The organism is Mesorhizobium sp. B2-7-1, from assembly GCF_006440735.1.
Classification (GTDB): Bacteria; Pseudomonadota; Alphaproteobacteria; order Rhizobiales; family Rhizobiaceae; genus Mesorhizobium.
Genome location: NZ_VFUA01000020.1, coordinates 24,650 through 45,655, shown reverse-complemented (window position 1 = coordinate 45,655; position 21,006 = coordinate 24,650). Strand labels below are relative to the sequence as shown.

General features: G+C 65.3%; 17 protein-coding genes and 1 pseudogene. 7 read left to right on the top strand and 11 right to left on the bottom strand.

The window, feature by feature from the left end; translation table 11 throughout:
• The first annotated feature begins 248 nt into the window (after positions 1-248).
• Positions 249-5,639 carry an autotransporter domain-containing protein gene (locus FJ471_RS10850; protein WP_181179327.1) on the top strand — a complete coding sequence of 1,797 codons (5,391 nt, stop codon included), beginning with the start codon at positions 249-251 and terminating at the stop codon, positions 5,637-5,639.
• A gap of 20 nt (positions 5,640-5,659) precedes the next feature.
• On the opposite strand, the gene FJ471_RS10845 is transcribed toward FJ471_RS10850, so the two are convergent.
• Genes FJ471_RS10845 through flhA form a run of 3 tightly spaced genes read right to left on the bottom strand, consistent with a single transcriptional unit; the run spans position 5,660 to position 8,888 of the window.
• A complete protein-coding gene (locus tag FJ471_RS10845; protein WP_140803146.1) occupies positions 5,660-6,049 on the bottom strand; it encodes a hypothetical protein in 390 nt (129 codons plus the stop codon).
• Positions 6,050-6,051: 2 nt separating this feature from the next.
• Positions 6,052-6,804, bottom strand: coding sequence for a flagellar biosynthetic protein FliR (gene fliR, locus FJ471_RS10840; protein ID WP_140746540.1), 753 nt, complete (start codon positions 6,802-6,804; stop codon positions 6,052-6,054).
• Positions 6,801-8,888, bottom strand: coding sequence for a flagellar biosynthesis protein FlhA (flhA, locus tag FJ471_RS10835; protein WP_140803145.1), 2,088 nt, complete (start codon positions 8,886-8,888; stop codon positions 6,801-6,803). Before flhA ends, fliR begins: the two co-directional genes overlap by 4 nt.
• A 121-nt stretch (positions 8,889-9,009) precedes the next feature.
• Between flhA and FJ471_RS10830 the strand changes: the two genes are divergently transcribed.
• Complete coding sequence (locus FJ471_RS10830; RefSeq protein ID WP_140803144.1) at positions 9,010-9,309, top strand: putative quinol monooxygenase; 300 nt, start codon at positions 9,010-9,012, stop codon at positions 9,307-9,309.
• 13 nt (positions 9,310-9,322) lie between these two features.
• Here the strand turns inward: FJ471_RS10830 and FJ471_RS10825 are convergent, their stop codons facing one another.
• Entirely contained in the window at positions 9,323-9,796 is a 474-nt protein-coding gene (locus FJ471_RS10825) for a MarR family transcriptional regulator (RefSeq protein WP_140803143.1), read from the bottom strand.
• Between the two features lie 62 nt (positions 9,797-9,858).
• Here FJ471_RS10825 and FJ471_RS10820 point away from each other — a divergent pair, with 62 nt between their 5' ends.
• From FJ471_RS10820 to FJ471_RS10800, 5 genes and pseudogenes are all read left to right on the top strand, one after another.
• Positions 9,859-10,590: an NAD(P)-dependent oxidoreductase gene (locus FJ471_RS10820; RefSeq protein WP_140803142.1), complete on the top strand. Its 732-nt coding sequence runs from the start codon at positions 9,859-9,861 to the stop codon at positions 10,588-10,590.
• Between the two features lie 13 nt (positions 10,591-10,603).
• Positions 10,604-11,113 (top strand): cupin domain-containing protein, encoded by a 510-nt coding sequence (locus tag FJ471_RS10815; RefSeq protein WP_140803141.1) that lies wholly within the window; start codon positions 10,604-10,606, stop codon positions 11,111-11,113.
• A 157-nt stretch (positions 11,114-11,270) separates the two neighbouring features.
• The gene (locus tag FJ471_RS10810; protein ID WP_140803140.1) at positions 11,271-13,052 is read left to right on the top strand and encodes a chloride channel protein; all 1,782 of its coding nucleotides are present in this window, start codon (positions 11,271-11,273) and stop codon (positions 13,050-13,052) included.
• 48 nt (positions 13,053-13,100) lie between these two features.
• Positions 13,101-14,486, top strand: coding sequence for an FAD-binding oxidoreductase (locus tag FJ471_RS10805; RefSeq protein WP_140803139.1), 1,386 nt, complete (start codon positions 13,101-13,103; stop codon positions 14,484-14,486).
• Positions 14,487-14,554: 68 nt separating this feature from the next.
• Positions 14,555-14,924, top strand: a pseudogene (locus FJ471_RS10800) (cupin domain-containing protein).
• A 141-nt stretch (positions 14,925-15,065) separates the two neighbouring features.
• On the opposite strand, the gene FJ471_RS10795 reads toward FJ471_RS10800, so the two are convergent.
• From FJ471_RS10795 to flaF, 7 genes are all read right to left on the bottom strand, one after another.
• Positions 15,066-15,488 carry a GNAT family acetyltransferase gene (locus tag FJ471_RS10795; protein ID WP_140803138.1) on the bottom strand — a complete coding sequence of 141 codons (423 nt, stop codon included), beginning with the start codon at positions 15,486-15,488 and terminating at the stop codon, positions 15,066-15,068.
• Between the two features lie 101 nt (positions 15,489-15,589).
• A complete protein-coding gene (locus FJ471_RS10790; RefSeq protein ID WP_140803137.1) occupies positions 15,590-17,233 on the bottom strand; it encodes an MFS transporter in 1,644 nt (547 codons plus the stop codon).
• 151 nt (positions 17,234-17,384) lie between these two features.
• Positions 17,385-19,250, bottom strand: coding sequence for an asparagine synthase (glutamine-hydrolyzing) (asnB, locus tag FJ471_RS10785; RefSeq protein WP_140803136.1), 1,866 nt, complete (start codon positions 19,248-19,250; stop codon positions 17,385-17,387).
• Between the two features lie 154 nt (positions 19,251-19,404).
• Positions 19,405-19,671, bottom strand: coding sequence for a flagellar biosynthesis protein FliQ (gene fliQ / locus FJ471_RS10780; RefSeq protein ID WP_027165133.1), 267 nt, complete (start codon positions 19,669-19,671; stop codon positions 19,405-19,407).
• Between the two features lie 126 nt (positions 19,672-19,797).
• The gene (gene flgD, locus FJ471_RS10775) at positions 19,798-20,205 is read right to left on the bottom strand and encodes a flagellar hook assembly protein FlgD (RefSeq protein ID WP_027165132.1); all 408 of its coding nucleotides are present in this window, start codon (positions 20,203-20,205) and stop codon (positions 19,798-19,800) included.
• A 1-nt stretch (position 20,206) separates the two neighbouring features.
• Complete coding sequence (gene flbT, locus FJ471_RS10770; protein WP_140803135.1) at positions 20,207-20,644, bottom strand: flagellar biosynthesis repressor FlbT; 438 nt, start codon at positions 20,642-20,644, stop codon at positions 20,207-20,209.
• Positions 20,641-20,988 carry a flagellar biosynthesis regulator FlaF gene (gene flaF / locus FJ471_RS10765; protein ID WP_027165130.1) on the bottom strand — a complete coding sequence of 116 codons (348 nt, stop codon included), beginning with the start codon at positions 20,986-20,988 and terminating at the stop codon, positions 20,641-20,643. The genes flbT and flaF overlap by 4 nt, the downstream gene beginning before the upstream one ends.
• Positions 20,989-21,006: the final 18 nt, after the last annotated feature.

Genomic DNA, 21,006 nt, shown 5'->3' with positions numbered 1-21,006 from the left:
GCCGGCGAAAGAGCAGCGACGATTCGTCGTCGCACCGTCAAATGGCGCCGAGGGCAGGCCAATTCACGAGCCAGACCTGCTCCCACCGACGGACAGCCCGCCCTCGTGTCCTGAATTGTCCGCATCTGTCCATATGTGCCGGTATCGGCTCTGGGCATGCGTCTCTAGCTTTCGACCCGGGCCACCGGTCGGTGCGCCCAAGGGGGTTCTGCGCGGTTGCGTCAGCAGGCTGGGGACATGGAATGGACATGACGAAGCGTGCGCAGGCGGGCCGGCGTGCCTCGCCGGTAATGGTCGCCGGTCTGGCGGCGCTGTTCATGTCGAGCTCGACGCTCGCGCTCGGCGCGTCGCTGAGCTGGAACGGGTCGATCTCCAACAACTGGTTCACGCCCGGCAACTGGACATCGCCCGCGCTGCCGACTTCGAGTGACGACATCGTCATCGACAGCGTGGCCAACACCGCCACGATCGGCGCTGCGGGGGCAGCGGCAAAAACCGTCAGCATCGGCAATGCATCCGGATCAAACGGCGGCCTTGTCGTCATCGGCGCCGGCACGTTGTCGGTGGCAAGCAACTATCTCATCCTCGGCAACGACGGCACCGGCACGCTGACGATCTCGGGCGGGGGCAAGATCACCAGCGCCGGCGGTGTCGTCGCCAACAATGCGTCCTCGAACGGCACCGCCACCATCACAGGCGCCGGTTCGCAATGGACGAACAATTTCCTGTCGATCTCGGCGGACAATGGCGCGGTCGGCCGTGTTCGCGTCGAGGCGGGCGGCAAGCTGTTGTCCAGCGGCAATGTGATGATCGGCGAGACCTCGGCCAATGCCGACGGGCAACTGATCGTCAACGGCAGCGGCTCGGACTTCACGATGAACGGCTCGATAGCCGCTCAGTTCGTCATCGGCGCCACCGGCAAGGGCGATTTCCAGCTGCTCGACAATGCCACGGCGACGACCATACGCACCTATGTCGGTGGCAATGTCGGCACCAGCGGTGTCGGCACGGCTGTCGTCTCCGGTGGCGCGTCGTGGTCGACGGGAAACCTGTTTGTCGGCCAGACGGCGACCGGCACGCTCACCGTTTCCAACGGCGGCAAGCTCACGACCACCTACACAGTCGGGGCAAGCACTGCCGCCAGCATCACCAACGGCAAGGTCACCGTCACCGGCGCCGGTTCGCAATGGAAGATCACCGGTGCCTACAACAGTGTGCCGCTGGCGATGGGCTCGACCAGCCAGACTTCGGAACTCAATGTGCTTGCTGGCGGCACGGTGCTGATCGATTCCACGGCGAGCAGCTTCCTCAGCGGTGACGCCCGCATCGCCAACACAGCAAACTCGAAAGCGGCGATCACCATCGACGGTGCGGGGTCGAGCTTCACCACGCCCTACAGGCTTTATCTCGGCAATGCGGCCAATTCGACCGCCACCGTGACCGTGTCCGGCGGCGGCAAGCTCGACACCGGCTACACCAACATCTCGAGCGCCACCGATGCGACTGCCGCCACCACCGACACGGTGACCGTGAGCGGCGCCGGCTCGGTCTGGACCATCAGCACTATTTTGGGATCCGCCCCCAGCGATCTGCAGGGCCTGACCATCGGCGGCGCCGGCAAGGGCGTCTTGACCATCGCCGACGGCGGTGTCGTCAAGGTCAACACCACGGATGCCTTTGTCTTCATCGGCGGGCTGGCCGGGTCGTCAGGCACGCTCAACATCGGTGCGGCCGCCGCCAGTCCGGCCGCCGCGCCCGGTACGCTCGACGCGGCGAAGGTCATCTTCACCAGCACCGGCGTACCGCAAACCATCAATTTCAACCATACGTCAGCCAATTACGAGTTCGCGCCGCAGATCACCGGCAACAACCCGGGTGCCGTCAACATCATTGCCGGCACCACCATCTTCACCAACGACAACACCTACACCGCGCCGACCTTGATCAGCGCGGGGGCCACGCTGCAATTCGGCAATGGCGGCACGACGGGCAGCATCAGCGGCAACGTCACAAATGACGGCACGCTGATCCTCAACCGTTCGAATGATATCGGCCTTGGTTATGCCGGCGTCATTTCCGGCAGTGGCCAGGTGGTCAAGAACGGCAGCGGCACGATCACGCTGACGGGCGCCAACACTTATACCGGCGGTACCATCATCAATAGCGGCCAGTTGAACGCAGGCAATTTCCTCGGTGACGGCACGCTGACCGGCGACTATGTCAACCACAGCAAGCTCCTCTCCTATTCCAACGGCACGCCTACCTATTCCGGGGTCATTTCAGGCGAAGGCAGTTTCGAGAAATCCGGCAACGGGACGCTGACGCTCAACGGCGTGCAGACCTATACCGGCGGCACGCTGGTGTCGTTCGGCAGGCTGATCCTGGGCGGCAATGACCGGCTGGCCGCCACGGGCGCGCTGACCGTCAACGGCGGCATCTTCGATCTCAACAATTTCAACCAGGCGGTGGGCGACCTGTCCGGCTATGGACGGATTTTCGCCGGCACCGGAAACTTTACCGCCGGCGGCGCCGCCGACACCACCTTCATCGGTCTCATCACCGGCAGCGGTACCTTCACCAAGGAAGGCACCGGCACGTTGACGATGGTTCCCTCCACCACCTTTTCCGGGACGTTCACCGGTACGACCAAGGTCAATGCGGGTACGCTGCTGGTCAACGGCTCGATGGCGGCGAGCACGTTCCAGGTCAATGCCGGCGGCACGCTCGGCGGCACGGGTTCGCTGGGCGCGACGACGGTCTTCAATGGCGGCACGCTGCGTGGCGTTGCCGGCCAGACGCTGACCATGGCCTCGCTGACATTGAACGACAGCTCGAACCTCAACGTCTCGCTGGGCGCCGCCAACACCATGCCGCTGTTCGACGTCACCGGCGCGCTGACACTGGACGGAAAGCTTTCGGTGAGCGACGCGGGCGGTTTCGGCAACGGCACCTACCGCATCGCCAACTATGGCGGCGCCTTTGTCAACAACGGGCTTGTGATCGGCATCGTGCCGCCGGGCTTCAACCCCGGCGACTGGTCGATCCAGAGCGGCAGCGGCGTCGTCAACCTCGTGGTGGCGTCCGGCGCCGCCGAGCAATATTGGGACGGCGCCAATATGAGCCCCGGCGGGGTGGCCGATGGGCGCGGCGGCAACGGCACCTGGGGCCCCTCCAGCACCAACTGGACGAATGCCGCCGGCGACATCAACGCCGCCTGGGCGAGCCAGAAGGCGGTGTTCGCCGGCACGCCCGGCACGGTGACGGTGGCGGGCTCTCAGACCTTCACCGGCCTGCGCTTCGTTTCGCATCCAACCGACTGGACCTATACGCTCGCCGCCGGCACGGGCGGCGCGCTGATCACCAATTCGGCCGCCACCGAAATCATCGTCGCCGCCGATCCCGGCGCCAGCGTCAACAACGCCGTCATCAATGTCGGCATTTCCGGAACCGGCGGCATCGTCAAGCTGGGCGACGGCACGCTGACGCTCGGTGTCGCCAACACCTATCAGGGCGGCACGACGACCAAGGAGGGCGAACTGGTGGCAGCGGCCAATGGCGCGCTCGGCACCGGCGGGGTTTCGGTGACGGGCGCACCAGCGGCGGCGCTCCTGCCAGTGCTGCGCTTTGCCGGTCCGGTCAATGCCAACGGGCTTTCGATCTCGACCCAGAACGGCTCGGTGGTGTTCGACAACCAGTCGAGCGCCGGCACGGCTCAGATCACCAACCAGGGGAACGGCGAGACTGTTTTCCTCGCCGGCAGCAGCGCCGGCAACGCTGCCATCACCAACCAGAGCGGCGGTACCACGGCGGTCCGCAGCGACAATACGTCGGAACAGGCAAGGATCATCAATCAGAGCGGCGGCAAGCTCGATCTTTCGACCTTCGATGCCGCCGGACCGTGCAATTGCGTTTCGCTTGGCTCAGTCTCCGGCGCTGGCGACATATCGTTCGGCGCGCATACGCTTAAAACCGGCGCGCTCAATCTCGACGAGACGATATCGGGCGTCATTTCGGATGGCGGCGCGCTGGCCAAGGGCAGCTTCACCAAGACCGGCACCGGCAAGCTGGTCCTGTCCGGCGCCAACACCTATCTCGGCATGACCATCGTCAGCGCCGGGAGCTTGCAGATCGACGGTTCGCTCGGCTCCGCCGATGTCACTGTCGCAAGCGGTGCCACGCTCGGCGGCAACGGCACGATCGGCACGCTGGCCGGCGGCACGGTCACCATCCAGTCCGGCGGCCATCATGCGCCGGGCGCGTCGATCGGCGCCCAGACCATCCACGGCGATTACAGGATGGCGGGCACGCTCGACATCGAAGTCGATACAGCCAGCGCCGACAAGGTCGTGGTGACGGGCAATGTCGATATCACCGGCGGCACGCTTGCCTTGCACGAACTGACCGGCACCGGCTGGCAGCCGAGCCAGACCTACACCATCATCGACAATCAGGGCGCCAACGCCGTGACCGGGCAGTTCGCCGGCATCAACCATGTCTATGCCTTCCTGACGCCGGACGTGGTCTATGACGGCGGCGACGGCAACAATGTCGTGCTGACGCTGACCCGCAACGCGGTCGACTTTTCGTCTGTTGCCGAAACGCCGAACCAGAAGGCGGCAGCCGGCGGCATCGAGTCGCTCGGCGCCGGCAACCCCGTTTACAATGCCGTTGCCCCGCTTTCGGCGGACGGCGCGCGTTTTGCCTTCGACCAGCTGTCCGGTGAGGTCCATGCCGCGGCCGCCGGCCTGCTGCTGGACGAAAGCCCGCTGCTGCGCGAAGCGGCGCTCGGCCGCGTCGGCGCCGCTATCGCGGAACCCGCCGCCAGGGGGTTCTGGATGCAGGGCGCCGGCCTGGCCCGCTCGCAGAGAAGCGACGGCAACGCCGCCGATGCGGACGCCAACACGGGTGCCTTCTTCGCCGGCATCGACGCCGCGGTCGGCGACGGCTGGACGCTCGGCTTCCTCGGTGGGATCAGCGTCACCTCGCTCGATATCGGTGACCGTGCGTCCTCCACCGACATCACCAGCGTGCATTTCGGCGCTTACGGCGGCGGCGCCATCGACAGCGTTCATTTGAAGTTCGGCGCCGGCTACAGCCATCACGACGTCGACACCAAGCGAAGCCCGGCCTTCCCAGGCTTCAGCGACGAGCTCAGCGCCAGCTATGGCGCCAGCACGCTGCAGATGTTCGGCGAGGCGTCGCGTCCCTTCGATCTCGGCGCGCTCAAGCTCGAGCCGCTCGCCAATCTCGCCTATGTGCATCTGTCGACCGACGGCTTCGCCGAGGACGGCGGCGCGGCGGCGCTCTCTTCAGGCGGCTTCAGCAACGACGCCACCTTCACCACGCTCGGCGCGCGGGTGTCGCGAAAGATGATTGTCGGCGGCAGAGCCTTCGAGGCGCGCGCCTTGCTCGGCTGGCGCCATGCCTTCGCCGACGCGCCGGCGGCGCGGCTCTCGTTCGACGGCGGCGACGGCTTCACGGTCTTCGGCGTGCCGATCGCACGCGACGCTATGGCGCTGCAGGCCGGCGTCGATTTCGATCTCGGCGCGGCCAGCCATCTCGGCTTCAGCTATGACGGCCAGTTCGCATCCGGCGCGATGGAGAACGCGTTCAAGGCGAGTTTCTCGACACGGTTTTGAGAGGTGCCCGAAAGGCCGGATTACCGGTCGCCCTGGTCTCTTTTTTGCGTGATCAGATCGAGCCGCTCGCGGTCGGAGCGCTCGCGCTCGTCGCGACGGCGCACGTCCTTGTAGGCGCGTTCGACCATGTTGGTGCGCGCCGTCGCTGTGGCGATCAGGGCGGCTTCCTGCCTGGCATCTTCCTGGTTCTGTTTCTGCCGGCCGAGCGCGTCGGTGATGCGCCGGTGGTAAAGCGCGGGGAACAGGCCGGCCAGCGAACTGTCGGTATCGAAGCGTTCGATCAGGTCCTTGGCCTCCGCTTCCGCCTTGACGGCGGAGGCGAGGAAGCCGGCATGACGGGTCTCGTGCAGCGCCTTCAACTGCTCCTGCACCTTGACCAGTTTCTTCAGGCGGTCTTTTCGCGTGGTCACGGCTATCTCGCCAGCGTGAGGTCGACGAAGCCGTCGACGAACAGCGATAGCAGCGTGCCGACGGCGAAATAGAAGATGATCATGCCGCCGGCGATGACGAAGGGCAGCGAGATGAAATAGACCGGGATCTGCGGCGTCAGCTTGTTGACGAAGCCGATCGTCAGATTGACCAGGATGGCATAGGCGACGAAGGGGCTGCCCAGCCGGATGACCAGGAAGAAGGCGTCCGACACCGTGTCGGTGACGTCGACCAGCGCCGCCTGCGGGTTGAAGAACACGTTGACCGGGGCGACCTGATAGGAGGCGACGAGCGCCTTGACGATCTCGTGGTCGAAGTCGAAGACAAAGAGCAGAAGCAGCGCCGAGAACGAGATGATGGCCGCAAGCGCCGCCTGCGGTTCCGGTTCCTCGATCGCCGGCCCGCCAGAGCCGCCATAGCCGATCATCATGGCGATGGCCGAGCCCATGAAGCGCAGCGCTTCCATATAGAGCCTGGTCATGGCGCCGATCAGCCCGCCAACCAGCAACTCGGAGACGATCATCGGCGCCAGGATCTGCGGGCGCGGATCGACGAACGGGTAGATGCGGTCCCACAGGAAGGCGAGCAGCCCGCCGGTCGCCGCCACCGACACGAAGAGCCGGATCTGGATCGGCACGCGGGCGCTCGACAGGCCGGGCATCAGCATGAAGCAGGCGCCGATGCGGCAGAAGGCGAGGAAGGCGGCGATGACGACGCCTTGAGAGAGCGCGTTCACGAGATGGTTCCGAGCACCTTGATCTCGACGCCCTTGGCGATCTCGACGTGGCTCAGCACCGGCAGCGTGGTGAACAGCCGCTCGATGATCATGCGCACATACGGACGCGCGTCGGGCGCGGTGACGAGCACGAAGCGCTCGCCGGCCTCGAGATGCTTGCGGATCGCCTTGGTGGCGTCCTGGCCGAATTCCTCGAGCTGGCGCGGATCGATGTCGAACTCGCGCACCTCGCCCTTGGCGTCGCGCTTGAGGCTCTGGTGGAAGGCGAGGTCCCAGCGGTTGCCGAGGCGCAGCACCTTGAGCGTGCCGCCTTCGGAGAGGTCGCCGCAGATCTGCTGCGCCATGCGGATGCGCACATGCTCGACGATCTGCTCGGTGCGGCGCACATGCGGCGCGATCTCGGCAATGGCCTCGATGATCAGATGCAGATTGCGGATCGAGACGCGCTCGGCGAGTAGCAGCTTCAGCACCGCCTGCAGGCCGGGGTATGAGATGTGCGAGGTGCAGATCTCGTCGGCGAGCTTGCGGTATTCGGGGTCGAGCCGTTCCAAAAGCGCCTTCATGTCCTTGTAGGACAGGAGCTGCGGCAGGTTGTTGCGGATCACCTCGGAGAGATGGGTGAGCAGCACCGACATGTTGTCGGCGAAGGTGAAGTTCTCGCGCTTCAGGTCCTCGGCGAAGGTTTCGAGCACGGAATAGGCGCGCATGCCGAAGGCCGGCTCGCGGATCTCCTCGCCGGGGATCTCCGGCACGCCGCGCGTGCCGAGCAGCACCATGATCTCGCCGACGCGCATCTGGTATTCGGCGACCACCGTGCCGTGCACCTTGATCTGATAGCTCTTGGGCGGGATGGCGAAGTCGTCGGCGACGCGCACCTCCGGCACCACGAAGCCGTATTGCTGGGCGAATTTCTTGCGCATCTTCGACATGCGGAACACCAGCTCCTGATGTGCCACCATCAGTCTGGTCGAAAGCTGCTTGCCGATCAGAAGCTCGATCTCGGCGGTGACCAGCGAGGCCTTGACCGAGTTCTTCTCCTCTTCGACCTTGTTCGCTTTCTCCTGCGTCTTCAGGGCTTCGGCGGCGGCGCGCTCGCGGTTCTGGCGCAGCGGGATGATATAGCCGAGGCCGGCCATGCCGCCGGCGAGCGCGAAGAAGGGGAACAACGGCAGGCCGGGCATCAGGCCGAGGATGACGAGCAGCGAGGCCGCGACATAGAGCGCGCGCGGATGCGCGCCGAGCTGGCCAAACACCGCCTGGTTGGTCGAACCACGCGTGCCGCCCTTGGAGACCAGCATGCCGGCGGCGAGCGAAACGATGAGCGCCGGGATCTGCGTGACCAGGCCGTCGCCGACCGACAGCTTGATGAAGACGTCGGCCGCCTGGCCGAGTCCCATGCCATGGCGCAGATAGCCGATGGCGATGCCGCCGACGATGTTGATGGCGGTGATGATCAGGCCGGCGATGGCGTCGCCGCGGACGAATTTCGAGGCACCGTCCATCGAGCCGAAGAAGGAAGATTCCTCCTCCAGCTCGCGGCGGCGCAGCTGCGCCGTCTTCTCGTCGATCATGCCGGCGGAAAGGTCGGCGTCGATCGACATCTGCTTGCCGGGGATGGCGTCGAGGGTGAAACGCGCGCCGACTTCGGCGATACGGGTCGCGCCCTTGGTGATGACGATGAAGTTCACCACGATCAGGATCATGAAGACGATGAGGCCGATGACGAAGTCGCTCGACATCACCAGCTTGGAGAAACCGGAGATGACATAGCCCGCGGCATGCGTGCCCTCATTGCCATGCGACAGGATCATGCGTGTGGTGGCGATGTTGAGCGAGAGCCGCAGCATGGTGGCGATCAGCAGCACGGTCGGGAAGGACGAGAAGTCGAGCGGCCTCTGGATCCACAGCGCCACCATCAGGATCAGCACCGAGAGCGCGATCGAGAAGGCGAGGCCGATATCGATCAGGAAGGCCGGGATCGGAAGGAACAGCACCGCCAGGATGAAGACGATGCCGAGCGCGAAGAAGACGTCGCGCCCGTTCTTGGCCACAAGGCCGGACGGGAGTGTTTCGCTGATCGCCATATCGTCCCCAAATCAAGAAGCGCCACGTACAGGGCAGGCCCTTGACCGTAACCCCCCAAGCTTGCGCGAAGGTGGGAGAGTGGCTACGGGATTTGACCACGGTCTTGCGAAAGGAAGGCAGATGCTCCTGATCATCGGCACTATCCGGCTGCCGCCAGACAGGCTCGAACAGGCAAAGCCTGTGATGCAAAGCATGGTCCTGGCAAGCCGCGCCGAACCGGGCTGCCTCGGCTATTCCTACGCGCAGGACGTGCTGGAGGCCGGGCTAATCCATGTTTCGGAAGCCTGGAGCGACCGTGTCGCGCTCGAAACGCATTTCAAGTCGGCGCATATCGCGGAATGGCGCGCGAGCTGGGCGGAACTCTGCATCGGCGACCGCAAGCTCACGCTTTACGAGACGGATGGCGGCGCGCCGACCTGAAAACGACCTGCTCTCATGTTCGTGCCGCATCCGCGGTCGCGACGGCCACCAGCCAACGCCGCACCGCGCTCTCCTCGTCGGCGGATAGCCCGACGGTCAGCTCGCCCTCCAGCCGGTAAACCCGCTCGCGGCATTTCTTCAGCAAGGCGCGGCCGCTGTCCGAGAGGTCGAGATGCTGGATGCGGCCGTGAACGGCATGCGGCCGGCGGACAAGGGAGCCGGCCTTTTCCAGGTTGCCGACGATCACGCTGACCGTCTGCGGTGTCAGCACGGCAAGCCGGGCCAGGTCGGCATTGGACAGGCCGGGATAGGCCGAGATCATGGTGAGGGCCGCGAATTGCGCCTGCGTCACGCCGAATTCATCCAGCGCCCGCTCCACCTTCAGGCGGTAGGCGCCGGCCGCCTGGCGCAGCAGATAGCCCAGATAGCCTTGCTCGCCGCGCTTGCCTTCACCAGCGGACGGAATGGATGGATTGCCCTTGCGCATAATATCAGAGCTCTTATATGTTGTTCGTATTCTGATATTATCGTATCAAGGAGCGTAAGACGATGGGCCATCGCATTTTTCTTGCGGGCGCCTCGGGCGCGATCGGTCGCCGGCTGGTGCCGCACCTGGTGGCGGCCGGCCATCGGGTGACGGCGGCGACCCGCCAGGCGGCAAAAGCCGAGGATCTTCGCGCGCTCGGCGCCGATCCGGTGGTGGTCGATGTGTTCGATGCGAGCGCACTGCAGGCGGCGGTCGTGGCAGCGAAGCCGGAGATCGTCATCCACCAGCTTACCGATCTGCCGGCCGGGCTCGATCCGTCGCGGATGGCCGAGGCGATCGCACGCAACGCCCGCATCCGCGACGAAGGAACCCGCAACCTCGTCGGGGCGGCGAAGGCGGCCAATGCCAAGCGTCTGATCGCGCAAAGCATCGCCTGGGCCTACGCGGCGGGAGCAGAGCCGCATGCCGAGACCGATCCGCTGGACAGCGGCGCCGAAGGCGGCCGGGCCGTCAGCGTCGGCGGCGTCATCGCGCTCGAGAAGCATGTGCTCGGGGCCTCGCCGATCACCGGCATCGTGCTGCGCTATGGCCATCTCTACGGCCCAGGCACGGGCGCGGAAGTCGCTGCAGAGCCCGCGGTGCATGTCGACGCGGCCGCTCACGCGGCGCTGCTTGCCATAGAGCGGAGCGCGCAGGGCGCCTTCAATGTCGCCGAGCCAAACAGCCATATCACGACCGACAAGGCCGTCCGCGAACTTGGCTGGCAGGCCGGGTTCAGGCTGTCGGGTGAGTGAGGGAGTTGCCGTCATGACCGAAGACGTTTCTTCCCGAAGCCTGGCGCTGCTCGGCGTCGCCGCGGTCGCTGCCGGGCTGCTTGGCGTGGCCGTAATCCAGAGCGACAGGGCAACCGCCATCACTGGCGGAATGGACGCGCATATCCACATGATGGGGGCCGACGCCAGGGAGGGGGCGATGGCGCGTCCGACCACCACGGTGAAGCCGCTCTCCTGCGAAAAGCTGCCGAACGTGCCGGGGCATTCGATCACCACGGCGCTGGTCGAATTCCCGCCCAATGCCTACACGCCGCGACACCGTCATCCCGGCTCCGTCACGGCCTTCGTCATCAAGGGAGCGCTGCGTTCGCAGATGGAAGGCGGGCCCGCCGTCACATACACGATGGGCCAGACCTGGTTCGAAGCGCCAGGCGCGATCCACGCCTTCGCGGAGAATGCCAGCGCCACCGAGCCGGCCGAACTGCTGGCGATCTTCGTCGCGGAGGACGACTGCGGACCTCTCACCATCCCCGTACCTGACTAAGTCTATCTCCTTGGTCGCGCGACAAGTCTTGCTTAAGGCTAATTCGCGCGACGCCAAAATGACGCCACAAGCGGTCGGCATTGCGATTGCCACGCAGAGCCGCCGCGCGTATCAGGCACGGCAGCTGTTTTCTTTCGCATACCGGCGAGCCGTTCCGTTGCCTGCCAGAAACGACCCACAAGTCTACGCCCGCCGGCTTCGCGCGGTGCTGATCAGTTCGATCCCCGTGCTTGAGGCGCGCGGCATCGCGATCGTGTTGATGGCCGGCATGGTCGGCGTCATCGCGGGCGCGCTGGTCACGGGCATGAGCGCGCTGGTGCAGGGCATGCACTGGCTGCTGTTCGACGTGCAGCCGGGCGGCCGGCTTTCGGCCATGTTTTCGCTCGCCGATCCGGTCCAGGCGATGTTCCCGGCGATCGGCGGCCTGCTGCTCGGCCTTTCCGTGATCTGGCTCAGAAAGCGCAAGTTCCGCACGCCGATCGACCCGATCGAGGCCAACGCCCTCTATGGCGGGCGCATGTCGCTCACCGACACTTTCATCATCGTGGCGCAGACGATGATCTCCAGCGGCTTCGGCGCCTCGGTCGGACTGGAAGCCGGCTACACGCAGATCGGCTCCGGCATAGCTTCCCGACTTGCCCGTGCGTTTCGGCTGCGCCGCAACGACGTCCGCATGCTGGTCGGCTGCGGTGCGGCCGGCGCGATTGCCGCCGCCTTCGACGCGCCGCTGACTGGCGCCTTCTACGGTTTCGAGCTGGTCATCGGCATCTACTCCGTCGGCAATGTGGCGCCCGTGATGACGGCGGCGATCGCCGCCTCGCTGACGGCGGAAATGTTCGGCGGCGTGCCGTTCCCGCTGGAACTGTCAGGTTTGCCGAATCTGACCGCCAGCGAGTATGTGCCGTTCCTCCTGCTGGGCCTGCTCGGTGGCGCGGCCTCGATCGCGATCATGCAACTGGTGAGCATTGTCGAGCGCGTTTTCGTGCGGCTGTCGATCGACGCCTCGGTCAGGCCCTTCATCGGCGGCATCTTCGTAGGCCTGCTCGGACTGGTCACGCCGCAGGTGCTCTCCAGCGGCCACGGCGCGCTGCACCGCGAGTTCGCCATGAATTACGCGCTTCCGGTGGTGGCGAGCGTCTTCGTGATGAAGCTGGCGGCCTCCGCCATCTCGCTCGGCTCGGGCTTCCGCGGCGGCCTGTTCTTTGCCTCGCTGTTCCTGGGCGCGCTGCTCGGCAAGGTCTTTGCCGGCGTCATGGCGCTGACCGCGCCGGCGGCCGGCATCGACCCGGCGGTCGCCGCCGTCGTCGGCATGACCTCGCTTGCGGTGGGCGTCGTCGGCGGCCCGCTGACCATGACGTTCCTGGCGCTGGAATCCACCCGCGACCTGACGCTCACCGGCGTGGTGCTGGCGGCCTCGATCATGTCGGCGATCCTGGTGCGCGAGACCTTCGGTTATTCCTTCTCGACCTGGCGTTTCCACCTGCGCGGCGAGACGATCCGCAGCGCCCATGACGTCGGCTGGATGCGCAGCCTCACCGTCGGCTCGATGATGCGCAAGGACGTCCGCACCATTCCCGCCTCGACCACGCTCTCCGAATTCCGCAAGGAGATCCCGCTCGGCTCCGGGCAACGCGTCATCGCCGTCGAACAGGCCGACCAATATGTCGGCATGCTGCTGGTGCCGGAACTGCACAGCGATCCCTCCGACGGCGATACGCCAGTCAGCGCGCTCGCCCAGTTCAAGGATGCGGTGCTGGTGCCCTCGATGAACGTCCAGACCGCCGCCGAGACCTTCCAGCGCACCGGCGCCGAAGAACTGGCGGTGGTCGAGGATTTTGACGAACGCATCGTGCTTGGCCTGCTCACCGAAAGCCATCTGATGCGCCGTTATGCCGAAGAGCTCGACAAGGCGCGCCGCGACCTGTCGGGCGAGGGCTGACCGATCGACAGTCCAGCCAATAAGACGATCACTCCCGGAAGTCATCCCATGCAAGTCAAGCGCAATGGCGACATCTCGTTCTGGTATGCGGATCTGGGCGCCATCCCCGCGCCGCGTCGGGCTTTGCCGGGCGATATCGAGGCCGATGTCGCGATCGTCGGCGCCGGCTATACCGGGCTTTGGACGGCCTATTACCTGAAGAAGGCGAAGCCCTCGCTGCGCATCGTGCTGCTCGAACGCGAGTTCGCGGGCTTCGGTGCATCGGGGCGCAATGGCGGCTGGCTGTCGGGCGGCTTCGGCTGGTCGCGCGAGAAATATCTGAAGACGTCGACACGGCAAGGCGTCACCGCCATGCAGAAGGCGATGGCCGGCTGCGTCGACGAGGTGATCCGAGTGGCGACGGAAGAAGGCATCGACGCCGACATCCGCCGCGTCGACAATCTGACGGTCGCCACCAATGCCGCGCAGCTGGAACGCGTGCGCGAGGAATGCGAGACGATTCGCTCCTGGGATGCCGATCCCGAACGCATCGAATTGCTCGATGCCGAAGTGACACGCGCGCGCATCAACATCCGGAATGTCATGGGCGGCTTCGTCATCCACGGCCAAGCGCGCGTGCAGCCGGCCAAGCTGGTGCGCGGGCTGGCGGCGGCGGTCGAGCGTCTCGGCGTTTCGATTTATGAGAAGACGACGGTCACGGCCATTGCCAAGGGCGTCGTGACCACGGATCGCGGCACGGTGCGGGCCGAAACCATCATCCGCGCCACCGAAGGGTTCACGGCGGGCATCCCTGGAGAAGAGCGGACCTGGCTGGCGCTCAACAGCGCGCAGATCGTCACCGAGCCGCTGACGGACGAGCTCTGGCGCAAGATCGGCTGGGAGGGGCACGAATTACTCGGCAATGCCGCGCATGCCTATTGCTATGCCCAGCGCACGCGTGAGGGCCGCATCACCATGGGCGGCCGCGGCGTGCCTTATCGCTACGGCTCGCGCACCGACGTCAATGGCCAGACGCAGCAGGCGACGATCGACCAGCTGCACGCGATCCTGACGACGCTCCTGCCGCAGACGGCCGGCTGCCGCGTCGATCATGCCTGGTGCGGCGTGCTTGGCGTGCCCCGCGACTGGTGCACGACGGTCGGCCTCGATCCCGCGACGCGGATCGGCTGGGCCGGCGGCTATGTCGGGCTCGGCGTGTCGAGCTCCAACCTGTCGGGGCGCACGCTCGCCGATCTGATGCTCGACCAGAAAACCGAGCTGACGCGGCTGCCCTGGGTCAACCGCAAGGTGCGGCCCTGGGAGCCGGAGCCGTTCCGCTGGCTGGGCGTCCACTCGATGTACCAGCTCTACCGCGTCGCCGATAACCGCGAGGCTGCCGGGCTCGGTCACACGTCGAAACTGGCCGCTCTCGCCGACAGCATCACCGGACATTAGCGGTTCGCAGAGCCGCTCCGACCGTTTCGTTCTCGCGCAGTTCCAGACCGCCGGAATTGCCCTGATTCATGGAGACCAGCTTGATCGATCTTTCGACTTTCCACGACCTCGCCAAGGCCGACATCGGCGCCTTTTCATCGAAGCCGACCTCTGTCGAAGGGGATCAGCTGGAGGCCGCGCGATCGTTCTTCCAATCGGCCGGACGGGACCGTCGACATAGGCATCTGGGAATGCACGCCCGGCCGTTTCACCGCCGACCGCGCGAACTCGTCCGAGATCTGCCACATCATCTCCGGCCGCGTCGCGGTGAGCCGCGCCGATGGCGAGATGCGTGAGCTGGGGCCGGGCGACCTTCTCGTCCTGCCGCAAGGGTGGAAGGGCGAGTGGCTGATCCATGAAAGGACGCGCAAGCTCTACATGATCCAGAGCGCCGCCTGATTGCTTATCCTTTTTTCGATGTATTTTGCTTTCCCAAAGCTCTGGACGTTTTTGGGCGACCTGCATCAGAGCTCGATCGGCGCTTGGGCGAGACAAGGACCAGTCGTTCAATATCGCTGAAAGCAGATTGACGTGAAGTACTCAGCACTTCGGCAGCAACTTGCTCATGCTCACACGCTCTTCGACTTCGTATCCGCACTTGCGGTAGAACCCAAGAACCGCCGAGTTGGAAACAACGACTTGAAGGTTGATCTTGACACATCCAAGGCCGGCGAGCCGCGTTTCGGCCTCATGGATGAGGGCCTCGCCGATGCCTTTCCGCCGATGGGACTGCAGGACGGCAATCCGAGATATCCATCCTCGGTGGCCATCATACCCGGCCATGATTGATCCGACGACACGGTCGGCCTGAATCGCTACCAAAAGCAAGTTTGGTTGAAACCGCAACTTCTCGGCGATTGAAATGTGGGCCGCATTCCACGGGGCATCGTTGGGGAATGCCTCTCGCCACAGCGCATCAGTGCCGTCAAAGTGACGTTCGGCGTATTCCGTGATCGAGATCATTCAGCCTATCCAACTGGGACCGCCTGAACAGTAGCAAAAAAGCCGATGACGCTGGAAGTTGTCGCTGACGATCCAGCTTCCCTGCAAAATACCAGATGCATCTAGTGATCGATCGGGCCTTTCGGCGAGACAAGCGCCGTGCCGGCGGTGGTCGGGCGTTCGATCATGCGGCGCACGCGCGGCGGGTTCTCGCCGCTGTGCAGCGCGCGGATGCGTTCGCCGACCACCGCGTCGGCATGGGTGGCGCGCCGGTTGTGGCGGATATACTCGACCCAGGTCGGCGTGTGGTAATGCTCGATCCAGATGCCGGGATTTTCGAGATCGCGGGCCAAGGTCCAGTTGCGGGCGCCGTCACGGCGGCGGATGCGGCCGCGCTCGGCCATGGTCGCCAGGAATTCCGGTACGTCGTCTTCACGGATGATATACTCGATCATGATGGCGATCGGACCGCTGCGCGGCTTGAGGTCAAGCGCCAGCATCGGCTCCTTGAAGCGGTTGAGCGGATCGAGGTTGAGCACCGTCTGCCGTGGCAGCGGCAGGACGAAGCCGATGGCGCCGCCGGCGAACATCGCTATCGCCGCGGCGATCAACGCGGTTTCCGCGCCATGCGCGTCGGCGACGACGCCCCAGATCCAGCTGCCCAGCGCGATGCCGCCGAAGGTCGCCGTCTGGTAGATCGACAACACGCGTCCGACCACCCAGCGCGGCGTCGACATCTGCACCGTGACGTTGAAATGCGAGAGCGCGATCACCCAGCAGGCGCCGCCGATGAGCAGGCCAGCCGACGTCTGCCAGGCGTTGTGGCTGACGGCAGCGTTGAAGGCGCAGAGCGCGAAGCCGCAGAAGGCCATGCGCACCATCACCTCGCTGGAGAGCAGCTGCCTGAGCCGCACGCTGATCAGCGCGCCGCCGACCGCGCCGATGCCGAAGGCGCCGAGCATGATGCCGTAGGTCAGCGCGTCGCCCTTGACGACGTCGCGCGCCACCAGCGGCAGCAGCGCCAGCACCGCGCCGGCGCTGAAGCCGAAGGCGGAACCGCGGACCAGCACCTTGGCGATGTTGGGCGACATGGCGACATAGCGCAGGCCGGCGCCCATCGCCGCGCCGAGCGACTCGCGCGGCAATGTCTGTGCCGGCATCTCCGGCTTCCAGCGGGCGAGCACGACGATCAGGCCGATATAGCTGACAGCGTTGGCGGCGAAGGCGGCCGCAGCGCCCGCCGCGGCGACGATGACGCCGCCGATCGCGGGACCGACGCTGCGGGTGATGTTGAAGCCCAGCGAGTTCAGCGCGACCGCCGCCGGCACCTTGGCGCGCGGCACCATATCGCCGACCGAGGCCTGCCATGACGGGCTGTTCAGCGCGGTGCCGCTGTCGATCAGGAAGGTGAAGGCAAGCAGCGTCCACGGCGTCATCCAGCCTTGCCAGGTGAACAAGGTCAGCAGCGCCGAGACGACCAGCATGAAGGTCTGCGCCACCAGCATCACCTTGCGGCGGTTGAAGCTGTCGGCGATGGCGCCGGCAACGAGCGCGAACAGCATGATCGGCAAGGTGGTCGAGGCCTGGACGAGCGCCACCTGATAGGGCGAGGTGGCGATCGTGGTCATCATCCAGGCGGCGCCCACGCCCTGGATCAGGCCGCCGAAATTCGACACCAGGCTGGCCGACCAGACAGCGCGGAAGATGCCGTGCCGGAACGGCGCCAGCGCGGACACGCGTTCGCTTTCCGGCTCGTCGTCGATCATGGTTGCGCCTTCGTCCCGCTATAGAGGCTCGCCGCGCCCGGAAGGGCGGGCGACTCGCCAAAGAGTGCGACCCAACAATAGGATGGCAAAGGCGAAAATGCGTCGGCGAAGCTTTAAACCAAGCATCTCGCCGGTCTGGACCAACTTTTGGTTATTTCCCGCCTTTCGCCTCGGCATGCAGGGCCTCGGTCAGGTCGCCTGTCGTCTCGCCATTCATGTAAAGCCTGAGCAGCATTTCCATGCCGACGAGACGCAGGCGCGACGTTTCCTGGCTTCTTGCCATGTCGATCAGGTCGTCCAATTCCGAAGATGACCATTTCATCGCGTCGCGCAGCAGACCGCCGCGCAGCAGGCCCTGCGTGCCGGCCGAAAAAGCGTCGGCCATCTCGAAGCCGTTTTTCGCGGCGCGAATGTCTTCGCGCGGCAGATGGCGCTCGGCCACCTTTTTCAGCAGCCACTTGCCGGTTCCGTCGCGGTATTTCTGCCTGCGCGGCAGATGAAGGGCGAAGTCGATCAGCCGGTTCTCGAGGAACGGCACCCTGAGCTCGACGGACGCCGCCATGCTCAACCGGTCGTGCCTGTGCAGCAGGTCCTGCAGATCCGAGTAGAGGTCGTAGAAGCAGCTTGCCAGGAAAGCGCGGTCGCCAAGCGGCGTGACGCCTACCAGCCTGTCGAACAGCTTTGTCTGCAGGAAGTTCAACTCGGGCGACAGGGCTCTGAGCGCCATGGTGCGGTCCGTAAGCGAGCCGCGGCCGATCGAGTTGCGGAACGGAGCGCGGCGCAATTCGGCGAATTTGCGGTCGCGCCTGGCCTTGGAACGAAACAGGCGCTGCAGCCAGGACTGACGCCAGAGCCTGATCGTCGATGCCTGCCATTTGTAGCCGCCGAAGAGCTCGTCGGAACCCTCGCCGGTGAGCAGCACCTTGACGCCGTCGGCGCGGCACTGCTCGGCAAGCGCCAGCAGCGCCGCGTGGCTGGCATGCCAGCCATCGGTTTCGAGATGCCAGACCGCACGCGGCCAGAGCTCGAAGAACCGGTCCTTGTCGAAAGGGACCCGGCGGAGGTCGACGCCGACATGGCGACCGGTGCGCTCGGCGTCCGGCGCCTCGCTGCGGCCGAGCTTCTGGTCGATGACGTAGCCGTGCAGCTCGGGCCTGAAGCGTTTGGCGAGCGCGGTGATCAGGCCGGAATCGATGCCGCCGCTGCAGGCGGTGGCAAGGCTGGTATCGGCGATGCAATGCAGCTCGACGCTTTGCTCGAGCAGCGTCCGAAGCGTCGCCATATGTTCGGTGTCGGACGCCTTGTCGCCAGCGATGCGCGTGGCATCGACGACGTCGAGCACGTGCCAGAAGCGGCGCTTGTCGATGCCGTCCCCAGTGATCTTCCAAAGGCCAGCCGGCGGCAGCCGCTCGATGCCGTCGAAAACGCTGTAGCTCGAATCGCGGCTCTGCCAGGCGAGCCGCAGCGTCAGCTCGCGCGTGTCCATCCGGCGCGCAAAGTCGTGGCAGGCAAGGATCGCCTTGTCTTCGGAGGCGAACAGCACGCGGTCGCCGGTTTCCGCGACCGACATCGGCTTGATGCCCAGCCTGTCCCTGGCAAGCCACAGAGCGCCGTCGCGGGCATCGAAATAGGCGAAGGAGAACATGCCGTCGAACAGCGGCACGGCCTTTTGCGGACCCCAGTGGTGCAGGGCCTGCAGCACCACCTCGGTGTCGGACACCGTGCGGAACGCCAGGCCTTCCGTCTCCAGCGTCTTGCGCAGCGCGCGAAAATTATAGACCTCGCCGTTGTAGCACAGCACGCCGTCGCCGGACGCGGTCAGCATTGGCTCGCGCGCGGCGGGCGACGGGTCGATGATGGTCAGCCGGCGGTGGCCGAGCGCCAGGCGGGCGTCGTTCCAGTTGCCGTGATCGTCGGGGCCGCGATGCGCCAATACCTGCATCATGCGCGCGATATCGGAAAGATCGCCGCTGCCGATCGGATCGCGCTTTCGCCAGACGCCGGCTATTCCGCACATGGCCTGCCGGCCGTTCTTGCCTGATGCATCGCTTCCTGAATCGCCTGAGACGTCGGCCGACGCCGTCGCGCCTACAATCTAGCTGCAAGAAACGCTGCCGCAAGCGATCTCGCGGCTTGCGAACAGGCCATCAGACACTTGCTGCGGCTTTGCGTCAGAAGCCGTGTTCGATGCGCTCGAAGATGACGTTGGTGAAGGCCGAGATCTGGCTGCCGATGAACGGGCCGGTCAGCGCCACCACCAGCATGATGGCGACGATCTTCGGCACGAAGGTCAGCGTGATTTCCTGGATCTGGGTCAAAGCCTGGATGAGCGCGATGCCGATGCCGACCGCCATCGCCACCAGCACCACGGGAGCGGAAGCGGTAAGAACCGTCCACACCGCGTACTGGACGATATCGAGGGCGTCGGCCTCGTTCATGGGCTGCCCCTACAGGGAATCGGCTAACGCAGGTCGCGTGAAAAAGGTTTCACGCGACCTGCGTTAGCTTTTTTGATTTCAAGCATGTCTTTGTCCCGAAACCGGACCCACTTTCGGGAGACCTGCTTAGGCGGCCGGCTTGATCGACACACCCGCGCCGACCGGAACCTGGGTGCCGTCCTGCAGCACGGCGATCAGGCCGCTGCTCGAGAGCGTCACCGAAGCCACCGTGCCGGTGGTCTTGCCGTCGGCCGAGGTGATCGAGCGGCCGATCAGAGCGTCGGCCTGCGACAGGGCCGAGGACTGCATGATCTGGTCGAGCTTAGTGTTGGTCTGCACCGACTGCTCGACCTGGGAGAAGGTGGCGAGCTGCGCGACATACTGCGTCGAATCCATCGGCTTGGTCGGATCCTGGTTCTTCATCTCGGCGATGAGCAGCTTCAGGAACGACTGGTAGTCCACCGCCGTCTTCGAGGTCTGCTGGCTGGCCTGGTTGGCGCCAACCGGAATCGTTGTCGTCATGTCGACGGCCATCTTATGCTCCTACAGCCAATGCGCGGGGCGTTTCGGGAATGTCGTCATTGTCGTCGAGCGCCCTGCGCTCGAGCGGGTAGAGCGCGCGGATCGCCTTCAGCGCCTCATAGATATCGTCCTCGCCGACCATGCGGTCGATCTGCTTCAGGCCCGTGCAGATGTCCAAGTTGTCGAAGCTTGCGATCAGCATCGGCAGCGAACGACGGAACATGTCGCGCGCCTCGGCGACGCCCGCCGGGTTGATCAGCATGATCTGCACGATGAAATAAAGCTGCCTGAGCGGCGTCGAGGCCTGGTCGGCCTGGATGACATGGCTTTCGAGCAGGAATTGCACGTCGTTCATCAGCTCGATGGTGACCTTGCGGTCGACGCGGATGACCGCGCCGTTGATATAGATCTTCTCGTTGGGCTTCAGCGAGATCTTCAGCGTGTTGGTCATTGGATGCCGTCTCGGATGATCTGGGAGACCTCGATCAGTCCTTCGAAATTGTTGGTGCGGCCCTGGCGGATGTCTTCCGTCTCGCGCAGCAGCCACAGGCCGATGGAGATCAGGTTGGCGCGCAGCTCCTTAGGCAGGGCGTTGTCGCTGGAGCCGAGATCCTCGACGAAGGTGGTCCAGACGCGATTGGTGAAGTGCAGCGCCTCGACCGCTTCCATCGAATCGGTGCCGACGGCTGCCGCCGCGGCCAGCATGTCGATCGAGCGGGTGAGCAACTGCCGTTCCCGGTCCTTGGCGTCGGCGACGGAGTCGGTCTGGATGTCGGCGTAGGAGAATTGATACATCGTCGGCGCTCTGGCGTT

Coding starts and splice junctions, on each gene's coding strand:
- flgD (WP_027165132.1), bottom strand. CDS start 20,205: ATGGCCGTCGACATGACGACAACGATTCCGGTTGGCGCCAACCAGGCC.
- FJ471_RS10815 (WP_140803141.1), top strand. CDS start 10,604: ATGACCGAAGACGTTTCTTCCCGAAGCCTGGCGCTGCTCGGCGTCGCC.
- flbT (WP_140803135.1), bottom strand. CDS start 20,644: ATGACCAACACGCTGAAGATCTCGCTGAAGCCCAACGAGAAGATCTAT.
- FJ471_RS10820 (WP_140803142.1), top strand. CDS start 9,859: ATGGGCCATCGCATTTTTCTTGCGGGCGCCTCGGGCGCGATCGGTCGC.
- FJ471_RS10805 (WP_140803139.1), top strand. CDS start 13,101: ATGCAAGTCAAGCGCAATGGCGACATCTCGTTCTGGTATGCGGATCTG.
- flaF (WP_027165130.1), bottom strand. CDS start 20,988: ATGTATCAATTCTCCTACGCCGACATCCAGACCGACTCCGTCGCCGAC.
- FJ471_RS10825 (WP_140803143.1), bottom strand. CDS start 9,796: ATGCGCAAGGGCAATCCATCCATTCCGTCCGCTGGTGAAGGCAAGCGC.
- asnB (WP_140803136.1), bottom strand. CDS start 19,250: ATGTGCGGAATAGCCGGCGTCTGGCGAAAGCGCGATCCGATCGGCAGC.
- flhA (WP_140803145.1), bottom strand. CDS start 8,888: ATGGCGATCAGCGAAACACTCCCGTCCGGCCTTGTGGCCAAGAACGGG.
- FJ471_RS10790 (WP_140803137.1), bottom strand. CDS start 17,233: ATGATCGACGACGAGCCGGAAAGCGAACGCGTGTCCGCGCTGGCGCCG.
- FJ471_RS10795 (WP_140803138.1), bottom strand. CDS start 15,488: ATGATCTCGATCACGGAATACGCCGAACGTCACTTTGACGGCACTGAT.
- FJ471_RS10850 (WP_181179327.1), top strand. CDS start 249: ATGACGAAGCGTGCGCAGGCGGGCCGGCGTGCCTCGCCGGTAATGGTC.
- FJ471_RS10830 (WP_140803144.1), top strand. CDS start 9,010: ATGCTCCTGATCATCGGCACTATCCGGCTGCCGCCAGACAGGCTCGAA.
- fliQ (WP_027165133.1), bottom strand. CDS start 19,671: ATGAACGAGGCCGACGCCCTCGATATCGTCCAGTACGCGGTGTGGACG.